The 15,864-nt window shown below is 44.7% G+C and carries 18 protein-coding genes and 1 riboswitch; of the genes, 15 read left to right on the forward strand and 3 right to left on the reverse strand.

Features of this window, described 5'->3' with window-relative positions:
* Positions 1 to 35: 35 nt before the first annotated feature.
* The 3 genes from FOF60_RS03960 to FOF60_RS03970 all read left to right on the forward strand — a co-directional run bounded on the left by FOF60_RS03960 (position 36) and on the right by FOF60_RS03970 (position 2,985).
* Positions 36 to 1,178, forward strand: coding sequence for a DEAD/DEAH box helicase (locus FOF60_RS03960; RefSeq protein WP_192469668.1), 1,143 nt, complete (start codon positions 36 to 38; stop codon positions 1,176 to 1,178).
* Between the two features lie 160 nt (positions 1,179 to 1,338).
* Entirely contained in the window at positions 1,339 to 2,826 is a 1,488-nt protein-coding gene (locus FOF60_RS03965; RefSeq protein WP_264647640.1) for an amidase family protein, read from the forward strand.
* Between the two features lie 24 nt (positions 2,827 to 2,850).
* On the forward strand, positions 2,851 to 2,985 hold the full coding sequence (locus FOF60_RS03970) for a hypothetical protein (protein ID WP_023625781.1): 135 nt from the start codon (positions 2,851 to 2,853) through the stop codon (positions 2,983 to 2,985).
* Positions 2,986 to 3,249: 264 nt separating this feature from the next.
* On the opposite strand, the gene FOF60_RS03975 is transcribed toward FOF60_RS03970, so the two are convergent.
* On the reverse strand, positions 3,250 to 4,116 hold the full coding sequence (locus FOF60_RS03975) for a YitT family protein (protein ID WP_192469667.1): 867 nt from the start codon (positions 4,114 to 4,116) through the stop codon (positions 3,250 to 3,252).
* 178 nt (positions 4,117 to 4,294) lie between these two features.
* Between FOF60_RS03975 and FOF60_RS03980 the strand changes: the two genes are divergently transcribed.
* The 3 genes from FOF60_RS03980 (at position 4,295) to FOF60_RS03990 (ending at position 7,784) form a co-directional block, all read left to right on the forward strand.
* Positions 4,295 to 5,548, forward strand: coding sequence for a CBS domain-containing protein (locus FOF60_RS03980; protein WP_225649761.1), 1,254 nt, complete (start codon positions 4,295 to 4,297; stop codon positions 5,546 to 5,548).
* Between the two features lie 125 nt (positions 5,549 to 5,673).
* Positions 5,674 to 5,775, forward strand: a riboswitch (SAM riboswitch).
* Positions 5,776 to 5,864: 89 nt separating this feature from the next.
* Positions 5,865 to 7,007 (forward strand): trans-sulfuration enzyme family protein, encoded by a 1,143-nt coding sequence (locus FOF60_RS03985; RefSeq protein WP_192469666.1) that lies wholly within the window; start codon positions 5,865 to 5,867, stop codon positions 7,005 to 7,007.
* Positions 7,008 to 7,217: 210 nt separating this feature from the next.
* Entirely contained in the window at positions 7,218 to 7,784 is a 567-nt protein-coding gene (locus FOF60_RS03990; RefSeq protein ID WP_192469665.1) for a YflT domain-containing protein, read from the forward strand.
* Positions 7,785 to 7,837: 53 nt separating this feature from the next.
* Here FOF60_RS03990 and FOF60_RS03995 read toward each other — a convergent pair whose 3' ends face one another.
* The gene (locus FOF60_RS03995; protein WP_192469928.1) at positions 7,838 to 7,987 is read right to left on the reverse strand and encodes a hypothetical protein; all 150 of its coding nucleotides are present in this window, start codon (positions 7,985 to 7,987) and stop codon (positions 7,838 to 7,840) included.
* A 120-nt stretch (positions 7,988 to 8,107) separates the two neighbouring features.
* On the opposite strand from FOF60_RS03995, the gene safA reads away from it, so the two are divergent.
* The 7 genes from safA to FOF60_RS04030 all read left to right on the forward strand — a co-directional run bounded on the left by safA (position 8,108) and on the right by FOF60_RS04030 (position 12,702).
* On the forward strand, positions 8,108 to 8,716 hold the full coding sequence (gene safA / locus FOF60_RS04000) for a SafA/ExsA family spore coat assembly protein (RefSeq protein WP_192469664.1): 609 nt from the start codon (positions 8,108 to 8,110) through the stop codon (positions 8,714 to 8,716).
* Between the two features lie 242 nt (positions 8,717 to 8,958).
* Complete coding sequence (locus tag FOF60_RS04005; protein ID WP_192469663.1) at positions 8,959 to 9,303, forward strand: lmo0954 family membrane protein; 345 nt, start codon at positions 8,959 to 8,961, stop codon at positions 9,301 to 9,303.
* 30 nt (positions 9,304 to 9,333) lie between these two features.
* Complete coding sequence (locus tag FOF60_RS04010) at positions 9,334 to 9,978, forward strand: PspA/IM30 family protein (protein WP_192469662.1); 645 nt, start codon at positions 9,334 to 9,336, stop codon at positions 9,976 to 9,978.
* Between the two features lie 138 nt (positions 9,979 to 10,116).
* A complete protein-coding gene (gene liaF / locus FOF60_RS04015) occupies positions 10,117 to 10,851 on the forward strand; it encodes a cell wall-active antibiotics response protein LiaF (protein ID WP_192469661.1) in 735 nt (244 codons plus the stop codon).
* Positions 10,848 to 11,894 (forward strand): sensor histidine kinase, encoded by a 1,047-nt coding sequence (locus FOF60_RS04020; RefSeq protein WP_192469660.1) that lies wholly within the window; start codon positions 10,848 to 10,850, stop codon positions 11,892 to 11,894. Before liaF ends, FOF60_RS04020 begins: the two co-directional genes overlap by 4 nt.
* Positions 11,887 to 12,519 carry a response regulator gene (locus FOF60_RS04025; RefSeq protein WP_192469659.1) on the forward strand — a complete coding sequence of 211 codons (633 nt, stop codon included), beginning with the start codon at positions 11,887 to 11,889 and terminating at the stop codon, positions 12,517 to 12,519. The genes FOF60_RS04020 and FOF60_RS04025 overlap by 8 nt, the downstream gene beginning before the upstream one ends.
* Positions 12,520 to 12,537: 18 nt before the next feature.
* Positions 12,538 to 12,702: a hypothetical protein gene (locus FOF60_RS04030; RefSeq protein WP_192469658.1), complete on the forward strand. Its 165-nt coding sequence runs from the start codon at positions 12,538 to 12,540 to the stop codon at positions 12,700 to 12,702.
* Positions 12,703 to 12,921: 219 nt separating this feature from the next.
* Here FOF60_RS04030 and FOF60_RS04035 read toward each other — a convergent pair whose 3' ends face one another.
* Entirely contained in the window at positions 12,922 to 13,116 is a 195-nt protein-coding gene (locus FOF60_RS04035; protein WP_192469657.1) for a hypothetical protein, read from the reverse strand.
* Positions 13,117 to 13,396: 280 nt separating this feature from the next.
* Between FOF60_RS04035 and FOF60_RS24400 the strand changes: the two genes are divergently transcribed.
* Complete coding sequence (locus FOF60_RS24400) at positions 13,397 to 13,552, forward strand: RAxF-45 family protein (RefSeq protein WP_319801566.1); 156 nt, start codon at positions 13,397 to 13,399, stop codon at positions 13,550 to 13,552.
* A 156-nt stretch (positions 13,553 to 13,708) separates the two neighbouring features.
* The gene (abc-f, locus tag FOF60_RS04040) at positions 13,709 to 15,598 is read left to right on the forward strand and encodes a ribosomal protection-like ABC-F family protein (protein ID WP_192469656.1); all 1,890 of its coding nucleotides are present in this window, start codon (positions 13,709 to 13,711) and stop codon (positions 15,596 to 15,598) included.
* The last annotated feature ends 266 nt before the right edge of the window (positions 15,599 to 15,864 follow it).

Consider the following 15,864-nt stretch of genomic DNA (forward strand, 5'->3'; position numbering starts at 1 on the left):
ATCAATACTAGAATGTTTAACTGAAGGAGAAAATCATGTCAGAAACTCAACAAATTATATCGCAACTACAACCGTTCCTGCAGCAGGCCTGGGAGAAGGCCGGATTCGAGACGATGACTTCTGTCCAGACGACAGCCATTCCGCTAATAATAGAAGGAAAAGATGTTGTCGGAGAGTCGCCGACTGGTACTGGAAAAACTTTGGCGTACCTGCTTCCTGTTTTAAATAAAATCGATCCTAAAATGCAGAACACACAGGCAGTCATCCTGGCTTCATCACAGGAGCTTGTCATGCAGATCCTGGCCGAAATCCAGAAATGGAGCGAAGGCAGCGGAATCAAATCGGCAAGCCTGATCGGCGGTGCGAACCTGAAGCGCCAGATTGACAAGCTGAAGAAGAGCCCGCATATCATCGTCGGAACTCCGGGCCGGACGAATGAACTGATCAAGCAAAAGAAGCTGAAAATGCACAAAGTCCATACAGTGGTCCTTGATGAAGGCGACCAGCTTCTAACTCCTGAGCATAATGAAACGGTAAAAAGCATTGTTAAATCGACACTTGCTGATCAAAGACAGCTTCTGCTATTTTCAGCCACTCTTCCAGAGACTGTTGAAAAATCAATCAAGAGATTGGCGAAGGACCCAGAGATCATCAATGTCAAAAAGGATGAGACGATCGATGCTGCCAAAGTTGAGCATATTTATTTTCTCAGCGAGCAGCGTGACAAAATCAAAGTCCTTGAGAAGATTGCCCGCCTGGATGGAACGAAGTCACTTGTTTTCATCAAGGACATCGCGAACCTGACTATAGCTGCTGAAAAACTGAAGTTCAAGGACATTCATGTCGGCCAGCTGCACAGTGATTTGGACAAACAGGACCGTCAGCGGTATTTGAACAAATTCCGTGATGGCAACAGCGAAATGCTGCTTGTCACCGATATCGCAGCACGCGGATTGGATATCAAGGGTGTCACGCATGTCGTCCATTTTGATTTCCCGAGGGAGCAGGACCAATATGTTCACCGCTCCGGACGTACAGGCCGATTCGGCGCGGAAGGAACCGTCATCTCGATTGTCAACGAGCGTGAAGAGCGCGATATGAAAAAATACTGCAAAGCACTTAATATTACGCCAGTGCAAAAAGAATTTTACGGCGGTAAAATTGTCGATCCTGAATAATGAGTTGCGAAGCTATAGGACTTTTTCCTATAGCTTTTTTACTGTAAATAAAGGGTTTTAAGTGAAAAAATCAGAATATATATTCCGTAGATTATTTTTGAAGGCTCTGATAAGCGGTTGTATCAACATAACAGAGCCCTTTTGAAAGGAATTGTTGAAAGTGAAAAATCCACATTTGAATACATTGATGGAAGAGTGGCTGCCGGAAGCGACGATTGATGAGATGCAGGAGAAAATGGAGAATGGCGAACTTTCTTCGCATGATTTGGTCCTGATGTATCAGGCCCGCATCCCGGCTTTTGATAGTATAACCAAGTCCGTGCTTGAGTTGAATCCCGATGCACTGCACATTGCGGCTGCCCTGGATGCTGAACGAAAACAGAAAGGTCCCAGAGGCCCTTTGCACGGCATTCCGGTCCTCATCAAAGATAATATTGATACTAACGATAAAATGCATACTAGTGCTGGATCACTGGCATTGAAGGATTCATTTGCCCAGAAGGATTCCTTTGTCGCCGCCAAGCTCAGGGAAGCAGGCGCCGTCATTCTTGGCAAAACGAATATGACCGAATGGGCAAATTTCATGGCAAATAACATGAAGAGCGGCTACAGCTCACGTGGAGGCCAGGTGCTGAATCCGTATGGTCCAGGGAAGTTTGATGTCGGCGGCTCGAGTGCTGGTTCGGGTGCCGCAATTGCTGCTAATTTGGCTGCAGTTGCAGTCGGAACGGAAACAGATGGGTCGATTTTAAATCCTTCTTCGAGAAATTCATTGGTTGGCATCAAGCCGACAGTCGGACTTGTCAGCCGCAGCGGCATCATCCCGATTGCCCACACTCAGGATACGGCAGGCCCGATGGCAAGAACGGTAAAGGATGCGGTTTATCTTTTAGAAGCGATTGCCGGACAGGATCCGCAAGACCCGGCAACGATGGTCAGTTTACCTGAATTCAAACACGTCTCTCTTTTTGATGAAAAAGCATTAAAAGGAGCTAAAATCGCTGTTGTCAGAGAAGAATATATTGGCGAGTGGACTCATGAACAGGAGCAAATTTTTCAAAAAGCGGTTGAAAAATTGGAGGAGCTTGGCGCGGAAATCGTTGAAGCAGAAATCCCGGCGGCGAAAGCGACCTGGGGATACAAAGTTTTGAGCTATGAATTCAAAGCGGATCTGAATGCTTATCTGAAAGGTCTGTCTCCGAATGTTCCCGTCAGGACACTTGCTGATGTGATTGCCTTCAATTATGAGCATGGCGAAAAAACGCTGAAGTACGGACAGGAAGTGCTGCTCGAATCTGAAGGAACAAGCGGGACCCTAACCGAGGCTGAGTACCTCGAAGAGCTTGAATACAATCTTTATATGGCAAGGGAGCAGGGTATTGACTATGCCTTGAAAGAATATGGTGCTGACGCGGTGCTGTTCCCGATGGATGGATCGACAATCGGCTCTAAAGCAGGATACCCATCCGTTACGGTCCCGACTGCTTTTACTGAAGATGGAGAGCCAGTCGGGATCACCTTCTCGGGAACCGCCTTCAGCGAACCATTGCTGATCAGGCTTGCCTATGCTTACGAGCAGGCAACCAACGTTCGGAGGGCGCCTGAACTTAGAATAAACGCCGAAGAAAAAATCCATACTACTTCATGAATCCATTAAAAGGAGCGAGGTAGAATGGGTAGACAAAAGCTCGGCAACGGAAATGCCCAGCGCAACAACAACAAGAAAAAAGGCAACAACACACCCGAAGAACTAGTCGAGTTCACAACCGGACAGAAAGAGAAGAAGTTCAATAATCCGATTGATTAACAGCAAAGTGCCCCGGCGATTCCTCGCTAGGGCACTTTTTACATTAAAAACACAAAATATCGGAAAAAATCTGGTGAAAATACCAAACACTACATGAGAAACAAGCGTAGACAAAGCCTAATCAAAAACTTATTGGCGAAAAAATAGTTTATTCGACCACATTTTAAAATTATTCGACCACATTTCGAATTATATTGGCGGATTTTAAATTATTTCGACCACATTTCAGGATTTATCGACCAACTGCTCATCCATCAAGTCGAATCAATGCCCGCCGCTCTTATCAAAGTTGCTTCCTGAAACGTCGGCGACATTTTCTATGGCGACAAGCGCATTTGGATCAATTTCATCGACAACTGAGCGCAGTGTGGACAACTCGATTCGGCTAACGATGGTGTAGATGATTTTTTTCGGCTCGTTTGAAAAAACACCTTGGCCCTGGATATAGGTCATCCCCCGGCCTAATTGCTTTAGTAATGCTTCGGCGATTTCTTCAGGAACATCGGAAATGATCGTGACTGATTTTAGCTCTTCCATGCCTTCGACAACGACGTCGATCATCTTGAAGGCAATGAAATAGGTGATGATGGAGTACATGGCCGTTTCCCAGCTGAACACGAGCAGGGCGGCTAAAATGAAGATGAATAAGTTCATGACCATGACGATCTGCCCGACAGAGACGGTGCGCTTTTTGCTGACAAGGATGGCGATGATTTCTGTTCCGTCCAGTGCGCCGCCTGCCCGGATGACCAGACCGACCCCTGTTCCAAGGATGACCGCGCCGATGATCGTTGCTAAAAATAAATCATCCGTCACAGGTTCGAAATGGTGTAAATAAGCAGTCGCTCCCGATAAAATAATGACCCCATACAAGGTGCGAAGCGTGAATTTTAAGCCCATTCTCCGATATCCGATATACAGGAAAGGAAGGTTAAACACAATCAGGAATATACTCATCGATATGTTCGTCAGTTCCGCTGCGATGATTGATAGACCGATGACCCCACCGTCAAGGATCGCGTTAGGAACAAGGAACAAATCGAGCCCGAATGCCGCGATAATCGCCCCGATTGTGATCGTCACAAGCTGTGTGACCTCTTTGACTATTCTTTTTTTCTTCGTTGCTGCCACTAAATATCAAACCCTTTTCTATAAAAAATTCTACTATTAATTAGTAAGGTATGTACTATACTTATTGTATCAAACATTAAAGCAAGCTGGTATTTTTTCATTATATATCCATGATTAGTGAAAGCGGTAATTGGGGTAATGAGAAGGGGAAGTTATTTGAAATTACGGAGGGGCTATTTTGGCTAACAATACTCAAGCTAAACATAAATCAAATAACCAGTCAGGTTCAAAAAATAAGATGAATCATCAGACTGGTAAAAATAAAAGAAAGTCATATATGAATACCAATCCTAGACCGCAGGAGAAAGAGGAAAACAGATTGAAGCGGGTTGATGAGAGAAATCAAAAGCAGGATGGCAATAAAGGAAGCGAAAATGGGAAGCCATCATATCAATCAAAAAGAGAGAATGGCAACTCTTCTTCCAACCATTCAAAAAATGATAAAAGCAAGTCTGCCAACCAACAGGCAGGCAATGGCAATGGAAACACATCTTCCGATCCATCCAAGAACGGTAAAGAAAATGTTAAACCAGCTTCAAATCAATCTAAGAATGGCAAACCAGCCTCAAATCCATCCCACAACGGTAAAGAAAATGGCAAACCAGCCTCCAATCAATCGATAAACGGCAATGGGAAAAAGGGTGGAAATGAAACTGGTAAGAATTCATCAAATAAAAATCCTGACTCTGGAGCGAAAACTCCAGAAGACCAGGAAGTAAAGCATAAGGAGCAATCCGGCAAGTTCGAGACGGCCTTTAACAGGATTCACAAAGCGTTGAAGGAAATGGTAAAGGGAACGGACAGCGATGCGTTCGTCGAACTGCTGTACTCTGGGTATAAAAATCATTCACTGGTTCGTAAATATAAAAGTGAGCTGCATCAGTTTGCCAAGCTACGCAATGCGATTGTCCATGAACGAGTGAACGCAGATTATTATATTGCCGAGCCGCATATTGAGGTGGTCGAACGGATCGAGGAAATCGCCAGGGAGTTTGAGAAGCCGCAGACGGCATTATCAATCGCGACCAGCCCGGTGTTTTATTATTATGAAGATGCTTATCTTAAAGATGTGCTGAAAGTGATCAATAAGTTTGATTTTACAAGATTCCCTGTCTACGACAAGGATGATAAGTATGTTGCCTTGCTGACTTCAACGGAAATCATCCAGTGGATGGCGAAGCATTTTTCCGACAGTGTGGTCCATTTCGAGGACGTCCGTGTCAAAGAACTATTGACGAAGGGGAAAAATTACTTTGTGACCTTTGTGGATGAGGATGCATCACTGTATCATATTGAAGAATTATTCGAGCGTTACCATACAAGAGGCAAGAAGCTGCAGGCAGTCATCATTACGGAAACGGGAGACCGCCATGGAAAGCCAATTGGCGTGATCACGCCTTGGGACCTGCTTGATAGCGATCCGGAAGATTGAGCTGGAAATTTATAAGCTGTTTTTAAGCTTGAATCCAGTGTTTTCAGTAAGTGAACTGTCATTGACGATAAACCATCGATGCTGATATACTTCAGCTATCTAAACTATTTTTAAACCCGAAATACCTCTTATCCAGAGCGGCGGAGGGACAGGCCCTGTGAAGCCCGGCAACCTTCTTTCATAATGAAAGGTGCTAATTCCTGAAGATTGCAGTCTGAAGATAAGTGAGGCTGATTGAACTGTAACCTCTCCTTATTTGGAGAGGTTTTTTATGATTATTTTTTCCATACTACAAATTCTAAAAGCAGGTGACAAAATGACGAAAAAATTTGAAACGGAAGTAATTCATTCCATACATAACAAGCAAGCGGGAATAAAGAGCAAGGCAACACCGATTTACCAGACATCAGCATTTACCTTTAATGACCTTGATGAGCTTGAGGGCTTTTATCAGGGAGAGGGAAATTATTTATATTCAAGAGTCGGAAACCCTAATACCGATGAACTCGGTCAATCAGTTGCAGTGCTAGAATATGCTGAAGACGGGGTAGCGGCATCATCTGGTTTGGCTGCGATTTTAGCTGGTGTCCTGGCAGTGGTGAAGAATGGCGATCATATTGTTGCGGCTGATGATGTTTATGGCGGCAGTTTTCATATGCTGAAAGCTGAATTGGAACGCTTCGGAATCGAAACGACGTTTGTCTCGTTTGCAGACCTGGAAAATGTAGAGCAGGCCATTAAATCCAATACGAAACTTCTTTACACCGAGTCCATCACGAATCCGCTCCTTCGTGTTGAAAAATTGGAGGAAGTCATTGCGCTGGCTAAGAAAAGAAATCTTACTGTATTAGTTGATAATACGTTCGCTACACCGCTTCATGTCCGTCCGTTTTTGCTGGGAGCCGATCTTGTCGTCCACAGTGCCACGAAATACATCGGCGGTCACAGTGATGTTACCTCTGGTGTTGTCGTTGGCAAGAAGGAATTAATAGCAGAAGCGCGTGCAAGAATCGTGAATCTTGGTGCGAACCTCAGCCCGTTTGAAGCGTGGCTGACTTGCAGAGGGTTAAAGACTCTTGCTTTAAGAATGAAAGCTCAATCCGAGAATGCCAGGCTGCTTGCAGACAGTCTAAAGGAACATCAGAATGTTTCAAAGGTATATTATCCATTTTCAGAAGGTGAAAAAGGTTTTGGTGCCATTGTAAGTATTGAGTTGGCGGAACACGTGGATACAGACAAATTTTTCAAATCGCTTGGTTGGGTAAAAATAGTACCTACACTTGCGGGAGTTGAGACGACAGTCTCCCATCCGCTGAAAACCTCCCATCGTGCACTTCCGCCAGAGGCTCAGGCAGAGCTTGGCATTACGTATCGACTGGTCAGGATTTCGGTTGGGATCGAAAATGCCGATGACATCATCGAGCAATTTGAGGCAGCATTGGAAGCAGCAGGGAAGTAATATGGTATTCGAGTTCCTATAAACTGAATATCTCCACTTATTTCAGCCTCATTGAGCCATCAAGATAAAATAGCCGGAAATTCTCCGCTTACGAAAATCAACCTTGGATGAACAAATAAAGAATGTCCATTTAATCTTTCGACATAAGGTTTACGCCTCCTGTGTGCGGGTATTTTTAAAAGGACTACTCGTCTAAAGGAGGCTTTTATTATGTTTGAACATGAAAAACATCTTGTTGGAGTATATGATAATGAGCAAGACGCAATCCAGGCTGTTGAGGACCTGAAAAGACAGGGATACTCAACCGATGACATTTCTGTTATCAGTAAGAACGAAGATGAAGTTCACGATGTTAACGAAGCAACCGGTACAAAGACTGAGGAAGGTCTTGCTGCAGGTGCGGCAACAGGCGGCGTATTGGGCGGCCTTACTGGATTATTGGCAGGCATCGGCGCACTTGCGATCCCTGGAATAGGTCCAATCGTAGCTGCGGGCCCAATCGCTGCAACACTGACAGGTGCTGCAGTAGGCGCAGGTGCTGGCGGTTTGGCTGGAGCACTGATTGGTATGGGTATTCCGGAAGATGAAGCAGAACGCTACGAAGGCTATGTCAAAGAAGGCAAGATTCTAGTTGTTGTCGAGCGCGACGAAAACAGAGTTGGCCTGAATAATGGTACTACAGCCGTTGATGGAACAAGAACTAACGACCCGGTTGATGCACCGCTTACTTCGGACAACCCTGCAAACACTCGTTTTGATAACACACGCGACTTTTAATAATGAGGCCATATAAACAGGCTGCCAGATCATTCTGGCAGCCTTTTGGCATTCTACGACTTACTCTTTCTCTCCGTATCCAACAAATCAATCCGACTGGCGTCATCGTAATTGAAAGCTGATGTGATGAAGAACATCAACATGCCGCCGATTATACCGAGACAAATGACAAAACCAATGGTCATCACCCAAAGATAGCCCATAATTCGCATTCCTCCCTTGATTAATCTATATGCACCGTTCCTGTGATGTTTTCTTGTGAAAAAATAATAAAGTATAAATTCTTGGATTATTCTCATCCTATCAGGTGAGGAGGATTGAAAATGTTCAAGAAAATAATCTTAGCTCTGCTATTAATGGTAATGGCTATTCCGACTATTTCGTCTGCACAGCAAGTCCATACAGTACAGCCCGGGGACACTCTTTGGAAAATTTCAGTCAGATACCAGGTTGGCCTTTCGGAAATCATCGCTGCCAACCCACAGTTTAATAATCCGAATTTGATTTATCCTGGCCAGAGGGTAAATATCCCTACATTAAGGGCAGCAAAGAGTATCGAAAGCCAGGTGATCCAGCTGACAAACCAGGAACGCGCCAAGAATGGCCTGAAGCCCCTTGCTGCTGACTGGCAGCTCTCAAGGGTCGCCAGATATAAATCAGCAGATATGAGAGACAAAAATTATTTCTCCCATACCAGTCCTACATACGGCAGTCCCTTCACGATGATGAAGAACTTTGGAGTCAATTACCGAAGCGCTGCCGAAAACATTGCAGCCGGCCAGAGAACTCCAAATGAAGTAGTACAATCCTGGATGAACAGCCCAGGTCACCGGAAGAACATCCTTAGCCCAGCGTACACCCATATTGGTGTCGGGCATGCGACCGGAGGCAATTATGGCCACTATTGGACGCAAATGTTCATCGCAAAATAAATATAGACCGAAATAACCCAGTGAATAGCCACTGGGTTATTTTTTATAGATGCTTTTCGTTAACCTTCTCGGAAAACTATACATTATCCTCTCAGAGATTTCCGCGACATAAGGTCTGGTGAATCGCCGGGTCCGGTCCCCGTCTAAGCCTCAGGTCCTACTGCAAAATCAAGCTCAGGCACGTTATTGAATTTTTGCCAGAAAGGTAAGATGTAATCATAAGAGATAAGGAGGAATTGAACATGAAAAAATTTGGTTTACTGGTTGCCGGCTTCATTGCTGCCATGGTGTTGATTTCGAATCTAGGTCCGCTAGTCGGGCTTGGAGTCAGCTTGCTGGTGCTTTACTTCGTCGTCAAGCAATTTTTAAAGACAGATTCTACCGCCGCAAAGATTGGCTGGGGAATCGCCGGCTTCATCATCCTGATGGCGACAGCTTCTAACGTCCCGGCAATCCTGGGAATCGCAGCTGCGTATGTCCTGTACCTTGTATACAAGAACTGGGATAAAAAAGAAGATGTGATTCGCGAAGACAACGATCCTTTCGTCAACTTCGAAAAGCAATGGGCACAATTGAATAACAAATAAAATCATCCATATCAAAAGGAGAGAAAGTAAATGGCAAATCTATTAACAAGAATCAAAAACACAGTAATGGCAGATCTTCACGAGGCGCTTGACCAGAAGGAAAAGAAAAATCCAATCGCGCTGTTGAATCAGTATCTTCGCGAATGTGAAGCAGAAACAGAAAAGGTCAGAAAGCTGCTTGAGCGCCAGGGACAGTTGAAGGAACAGTTTGCCCGCGAACATCAGCAAGCACTTGAAATGGCCGAAAAACGAAAGTATCAATCCGAGGTGGCAATGAGAGCAGGTGAAACGGATCTCCAGGAGTTTGCCGGCAGGGAGCAGGCACAATATGAGGAGCGCGGAGCAAGGCTGAAGGAAGCGATGGAAAATGCGGTCAAACAGCAGCTCGAGCTTGAGCGGAAGTATGAAGAGATGAACCATAAGTTAAAAGACATGCACATCCGCAGACTTGAACTGATGGGCCGGGAAAATGTTACTCGCGCCCACCATAGAATGGATCAGGTGCTCGATAACGGGGCTTACTCCGATAAAGCCTATTCAAAATTCGCAGACATGGAAAACTATCTTGACCAGCTTGAGGAGAAAGTGAATAACAGCTATAATCGCAATACAATTGACAGCAGGATTGCCCAGCTCGAAAAAGAGTTCAAAAATAAAGAAACACATACTATTTAATAGGCAAAACATGGTATTCTATAGAGGCGCAGGCAGCTGCGCCTTTTGGGGTATCAACCTCGAACAGACTTCATAATAAAAATCCTCTATCATGTATTCCATTTAAAATATAAATCTAGAGGAAGGGAGGAAAACAGCATGTTGAACAACATGAAGAATGATTATGTCAGCTGGATTGTGATTACTGGACTTATACTGCTTTTACTAGAAGTTTCATTTTTTAACGAAGGACTGATTTTCTCCCTTCTTGCAAGCGGAGCGATGATCTATTTCGGGCGCTCCTTGATGCCGAAGAAATCTGGGAAACTGCTTTTCTGGGCAGGCTTGTTCTTTTTCCTGAGCAGTGTTTTCAGCATGATGACATTCCGGTTTTTTCTATTAGCGGTACTGATCTATCTTGCCTATCAATTTGCTCAGTCGAAAAAGAAGCCGGAAGTGATCACGCCAGTTTTAAAGGAGCCTGAAAAAGAAAACAGGAAGGAAATGCTGATCGAAAAACCTCCTCTTCTTAAAAATCGTTTGTTTGGCCATCAGGAAACGCCTTCCCATGTGTATGAGTGGAATGATGTCAATATCCAGACGGGGATTGGCGACAGTGTCATCGACCTGAGCCTGACGGTGCTGCCAAAGGGAGAAACTGTGGTTTTTATCCGAAACGTTATTGGCAATGTAAAAGTGTATGTGCCATATGATTTGGAAGTCACTCTCAGGCATTCGTCAGTCATTGGCTCTGCTGAAGTATTCGAGCATGAGGAGGACAGGGTGCTGAACCAGAGCCTGTATGTGCAGACTCCAGGCTATGACGACGCTGAGCAGAAAGTGAAGATTTTCACCTCGATGCTTGTTGGTAATATCGAGGTGAAACGCATATGACGACTGCGATGCGCCAAATTTTATGGGGATTGACTCTAGGAATTATTTTATTCATAGCCGTGACTTTGTCTTTTGTGCTTGTTTTCCCGGTAGCAAAGCTATCTGATTTGTGGAACCGTGAGCTGATGGATATTCCTTTCATCATTTTTACCTTCAGTATTAGTGTTGTATTGGGTGTCGCTTTTGGTATGGCGTCAGGGACCTACTGGCGAAAACAGTTTGGGACGGTAGAAAACTGGCTTTTTCAGCTGGAGGAAGGACAGGAGCCTGAAATTGAATTGAATCAGGCATACGCTGAAATTTCGTCCATTTCAAAAAGGGTTAGCAAGCTTCATAAGCAAATCTCGGAAAAAGCGATGCTGTCACAGCGGCTGGCGACTGAAAAAGCAGAGGAACAAGAGTCACGGATCCAGGAGATCATTTCACAGGAACGCAACAGGCTGGCGCGTGAACTGCATGACTCTGTCAGCCAGCAACTTTTTGCGGCTTCGATGCTGATGTCTGCGATCAACGAAACAAAGGGCCCTTCCGAAGACCGGGAAGCGAAGCAGCTGAAGATGGTCGAGGAAATGATCCATCAATCGCAGCTTGAAATGAGGGCGCTCCTTCTTCACCTGCGCCCCGTTGCCTTGAAGGGCAAATGCCTGCAAGAAGGAATCGAAGAATTATTGATCGAATTAAGACAGAAAGTCACCATGGATATCAAGTGGAAGGTCGAGCCATTTCCGTTGGATAAGGGTGTCGAAGACCATTTATTCAGGATCCTCCAGGAGTCTGTTTCGAATACACTTCGCCATGCTAAGGCGGAAGAGCTCGAAGTATTATTGATCAAGCGCGACGATAAAGTGATCATGCGTGTTGTCGATGATGGTGTTGGTTTTAGAGTGGAAGAAACAAAAGCAGGATCATATGGCCTCCAGAATATGCATGAACGTGCCGGGGAAATCGGCGGGACATTGAAGATTGTCAGTGTCGAGAACAAAGGGACCAGACTTGAGGTTAAGGTTCCAATTTTAATGGTGGCGGGTGAGAAGAATGATTAAAGTTGTGTTTGTAGATGACCATGAAATGGTGCGGATTGGGGTTTCGTCTTATTTATCGGCCCAGCCGGATATTGAGGTAATCGGCGAGGCGGATAACGGGAAGAAGGGTGTCGAGATGGCGCTCGAACTGCGTCCGGATATCATACTGATGGATCTGGTCATGAAGGAAATGGACGGAATCGAAGCGACAAAGCGAATCATCGAACACTGGCCTGAAGCAAGGATCATTATCGTAACAAGTTTCCTTGATGATGAAAAAGTATATCCCGCGCTTGAAGCCGGGGCGACGAGTTATATGCTGAAAACCTCGAAAGCCAGTGAAATTGCTAATGCGGTGAGAGTTACATACTCAGGTCAGCCAGTGCTCGAGCCAGAAGTGACGGGAAAGATGATGATGAAAATGCGCCAGAAGAACAACGTCGAACTTCACGAAGAGCTGACAGAGCGCGAAATGGAAGTCCTAAAGCTGATTGCCGAGGGAAAGACAAACCAGGAAATTGCCGATGAACTGTTTATCGCTTTGAAAACGGTGAAGACACATGTCAGCAATATCTTAAGCAAGCTGCAGGTCCAGGACAGAACCCAGGCAGTCATTTATGCATTCAGGCATTCTATCGTAAAATAACACAGGGAGGTGCTCTGGATGGAGCCATTAGTTGGTTTGTTCGGGCTTTTTGGGGTATTGTTGTCAATTGGCTTGCCAATCGTTCTCATTGTGCTTTTTGTCATGCTGGTCACCAGCACAAAAAGACAGGAAGCATTGTTGACCGATATCCTCGAGGAGTTGAGAAGGAAGGATTCATTTTGATTCATGATTCATAAATAAATGCTTCAATTAGAGCCTGATGCTGATCTTTAGCATCCTGTTGATTGTAGTGGAAGGCGCGAAGACTCCTGCGGGAGCATGGGTCAGGGGAGACCCCGCAGGAGTGAAACGACGAGGAGGCTCCCCAAGCCACCCGCGGAAAGCGAAGCGCCTGGAACGAAAATCAACAGCCCAAATAAAAAAGAGGCCAATGGCCCCCATCTAATTCGCTTTTTTGTCGATTACATCTAATTTCATAAGCATTTCGCTTAACGCTATGGATATGACTTCCCGTTCTTCAAACTCATTTGGATAACGGGAAGCGCTATTTATATAGTCATGCTTTTCAGCTAACTTTTCTTTTATCTTTTTACACATCCAGAGCTGGTAATCAGAAAGTTCCAGTTGTCTAAGCATTTGTCACCCACTCCTTCATTAGTTATCACTTACCCGTGAGCCAAGCTTGCTTAAACGCTTTATCCACAACAATATTATTTTGGGAAAAATTGAGAAAGCCCAGTTTGATAGCTTAGAAGACGAATTAGTCAAACGTTTGATTAATACTCTTTTCTTGAGCTTTGTAGCTTTCTCAAACACAAGAAATCTTACATATCAGGAACATTTCAGGAAAAACTTGCTAAAATAATATGAGGATTGTAAAATAAAACTGACTATTATTGAACGGAGGTGAGGAGAGATGATCAAGACTGTTTTTGTACGCGGATTTTGGAATGAATTCCTTTATTTTTGTCGTGCAAAATTTGCTGTTGCAGCTGCCAACGGGACACGTATGCCCTTTTTTAACAGCTCAATATCAAATAAAAACGGTAGGATCATCTCTTTTCCCGCTTAGGAATATGTTTCGGTAAATGTGGAGGGCAGGCTAGTCCCTCTTTGCATTCACGGAATCTAAAAGCCAGGAGCAGAGCCATCTGCCCCTGGCTTTTTTGTGTTTTAAAAAAGGGCGGCAGTAGCTGAAAAGGGGGATCGTTAATAGGAGGACAAAATAATGATAGCATGCAGTATTAACCATATAAGCAAAATGTTCGGAGGCAATCTGATTTTTGAAGATTTGTCATTTGAAATAAATGAAAAAGACAGGGTTGGCCTGGTTGGACCCAACGGTTGCGGCAAGACAACCTTGATGAAGCTGATTGCGGGCATGGAAGAAGCGGACCAAGGAAAGATACATTGGAAAAAAGGCTTGAAAATCGGTTACCTTGCCCAGATTTCTGTTTATGAGGATGGAATGACCGCCAGGGGCGTCCTGGCTACAGCCTTCGACGAGTTGCTAGCTGTTCAAAAGGAAATGAAGCAGCTTGAAACCGAGATGGCAGAAGCTGGCGAAAATTCGCTTAAGCTTGAAAGGCTGCTTGCGAAATACGGAGTTATCCAGGAGAAGTTTACTCTCGGCGGCGGTTATGAAATGGAAGCAAATATTGACCGAATTGCCAACGGCTTGAAGATTGAGGGCATGCTTGATTCGAATTTTAACAGCCTTAGCGGCGGCGAGAAAACGAAGGTCGGTCTGGGATTGAGTTTGTTGAGGAATCCAGATTTGCTTCTGCTAGATGAGCCGACAAACCATCTTGATATTATGGCTGCAGAATGGCTGGCTGAGTTTTTGAAAGAATACGATGGTACCGTTGTGATCATCTCGCATGACCGTTATTTCCTTGATGAAACAGCGACAAAAATCCTCGACCTTGAAGATGGCGAGATTGACCTCTATCATGCTAATTACTCGGGTTTCATCAAGGAAAAAGAAGCGAAATTGCTGCGGGAATTTCAGGCATTTGAAGAGCAGCAGCGAAAAATCAAGAAAATGAAAGAGGCAATCAAGCGACTGCGTGACTGGGCTAATAGATCGAACCCTCCAAGTTCGGCACTCCATAAAAGAGCGACGAACATGGAGAGAGCGCTGGCCAGGATGGAGAAGCTGGACCGGCCGATTTTAAACAGGAAGAAAATGAATTTCGAGCTTGATACAGGTGCGCGGAGCGGGAAGGACGTGCTTGTTTTTAAAGATGTGCATAAATCATTTGGAGATCGAGACCTTTTTTCTAAGGTTAGTCTTCAGCTTCACTATCAGGACCGTGCTGCGATTGTCGGTGAAAATGGATCAGGTAAAACAACGCTGCTGAAGTTCGTCCAGGGTGATCTTGCACCTGACCATGGAGAAGTCCGAAACGGAAGCAATGTCAAAATCGGTTACCTATCACAGCATATGGAGCTCTCCAGCCAGGACGGCACTGTGCTAGATGCGTTCCGCAAAGAGGTAGTCATGAATGAGGGTGAGGCCCGGAATGTGCTCGCCGGTTTCCTGTTCTATGGTCCGGATGTCTTTAAGAAAGTATCCCAGCTGAGCGGCGGCGAACGAATGAGGCTTCGTCTCGCGCAGTTGATGCACCAGGATCTCAACTTCCTGATTCTAGATGAGCCGACCAATCATCTGGATATCGATTCACGAGAAGTACTGGAAGAAGCACTGGCAGGGTTCGAGGGTACGCTCCTGGCCGTTTCCCATGACCGCTATTTCCTGAATAAGCTATTTGATAAGGTTTACTGGCTGGAGGGCGGAGAGCTGACAGAAATCGAAGGCAATTATGACCGGGCGAGAGTGAAAATGGCGGAGAAGAGGAAGCTGTGGGAGGCAGTGGCTCCAGCTCAATCTGTAAAACCTGCAATTTGGCAAGAACAAGTAAAAAAACCTGTAGCTGATACAAACGAGGAAGCGCTGTTCGAAGAGATTGAGATTCATGAACAATCCATCGCCGCGCTTAATCAGCAAATGTCCGCAATGACCGATCTCGCGCTGCTACAGGAGCTCCATGCGGAAAAAGAAGCTCTAGAGTCTAAGCGGAACCACCTGTATTCCAAGCTTGAGGAAATATCATAAATTCAAGTTGAAGAACTGCTTTCGGGTAGTTCTTCCTTTATTTTACTGGAAAAAACAAGCTGGATTTTCCAATTCGCTATAAAAACGAAGAATTCGCTATAAAAACGAAAAATTCGCTATAAAAACGAAAAAATCGCTATAAAAACGAAAAAATCGCTATAAAAAGAAAATTCCTCTACACAACAATTATAAATTCAATGTAAAACTGAAAATCTCGCTATACTACGATTAGAATAACGCTATAAAATGAAAAAATCACTATAAAG

Origin of the sequence: Mesobacillus jeotgali (assembly GCF_014856545.2) — a bacterium.
Lineage (GTDB): Bacteria > Bacillota > Bacilli > Bacillales > Cytobacillaceae > Mesobacillus.

Excerpts from the sequence above, each read along its gene's own strand:
- FOF60_RS03960 (WP_192469668.1), top strand. The coding sequence starts at position 36 with ATGTCAGAAACTCAACAAATTATATCGCAACTACAACCGTTCCTGCAG.
- FOF60_RS03970 (WP_023625781.1), top strand. The coding sequence starts at position 2,851 with ATGGGTAGACAAAAGCTCGGCAACGGAAATGCCCAGCGCAACAACAAC.
- FOF60_RS03985 (WP_192469666.1), top strand. The coding sequence starts at position 5,865 with ATGACGAAAAAATTTGAAACGGAAGTAATTCATTCCATACATAACAAG.
- FOF60_RS03990 (WP_192469665.1), top strand. The coding sequence starts at position 7,218 with ATGTTTGAACATGAAAAACATCTTGTTGGAGTATATGATAATGAGCAA.
- FOF60_RS03995 (WP_192469928.1), bottom strand. The coding sequence starts at position 7,987 with ATGGGCTATCTTTGGGTGATGACCATTGGTTTTGTCATTTGTCTCGGT.
- safA (WP_192469664.1), top strand. The coding sequence starts at position 8,108 with ATGTTCAAGAAAATAATCTTAGCTCTGCTATTAATGGTAATGGCTATT.
- FOF60_RS04005 (WP_192469663.1), top strand. The coding sequence starts at position 8,959 with ATGAAAAAATTTGGTTTACTGGTTGCCGGCTTCATTGCTGCCATGGTG.
- FOF60_RS04010 (WP_192469662.1), top strand. The coding sequence starts at position 9,334 with ATGGCAAATCTATTAACAAGAATCAAAAACACAGTAATGGCAGATCTT.
- liaF (WP_192469661.1), top strand. The coding sequence starts at position 10,117 with ATGTTGAACAACATGAAGAATGATTATGTCAGCTGGATTGTGATTACT.
- FOF60_RS04020 (WP_192469660.1), top strand. The coding sequence starts at position 10,848 with ATGACGACTGCGATGCGCCAAATTTTATGGGGATTGACTCTAGGAATT.
- FOF60_RS04025 (WP_192469659.1), top strand. The coding sequence starts at position 11,887 with ATGATTAAAGTTGTGTTTGTAGATGACCATGAAATGGTGCGGATTGGG.
- FOF60_RS04030 (WP_192469658.1), top strand. The coding sequence starts at position 12,538 with ATGGAGCCATTAGTTGGTTTGTTCGGGCTTTTTGGGGTATTGTTGTCA.
- FOF60_RS04035 (WP_192469657.1), bottom strand. The coding sequence starts at position 13,116 with ATGCTTAGACAACTGGAACTTTCTGATTACCAGCTCTGGATGTGTAAA.
- FOF60_RS24400 (WP_319801566.1), top strand. The coding sequence starts at position 13,397 with ATGATCAAGACTGTTTTTGTACGCGGATTTTGGAATGAATTCCTTTAT.
- abc-f (WP_192469656.1), top strand. The coding sequence starts at position 13,709 with ATGATAGCATGCAGTATTAACCATATAAGCAAAATGTTCGGAGGCAAT.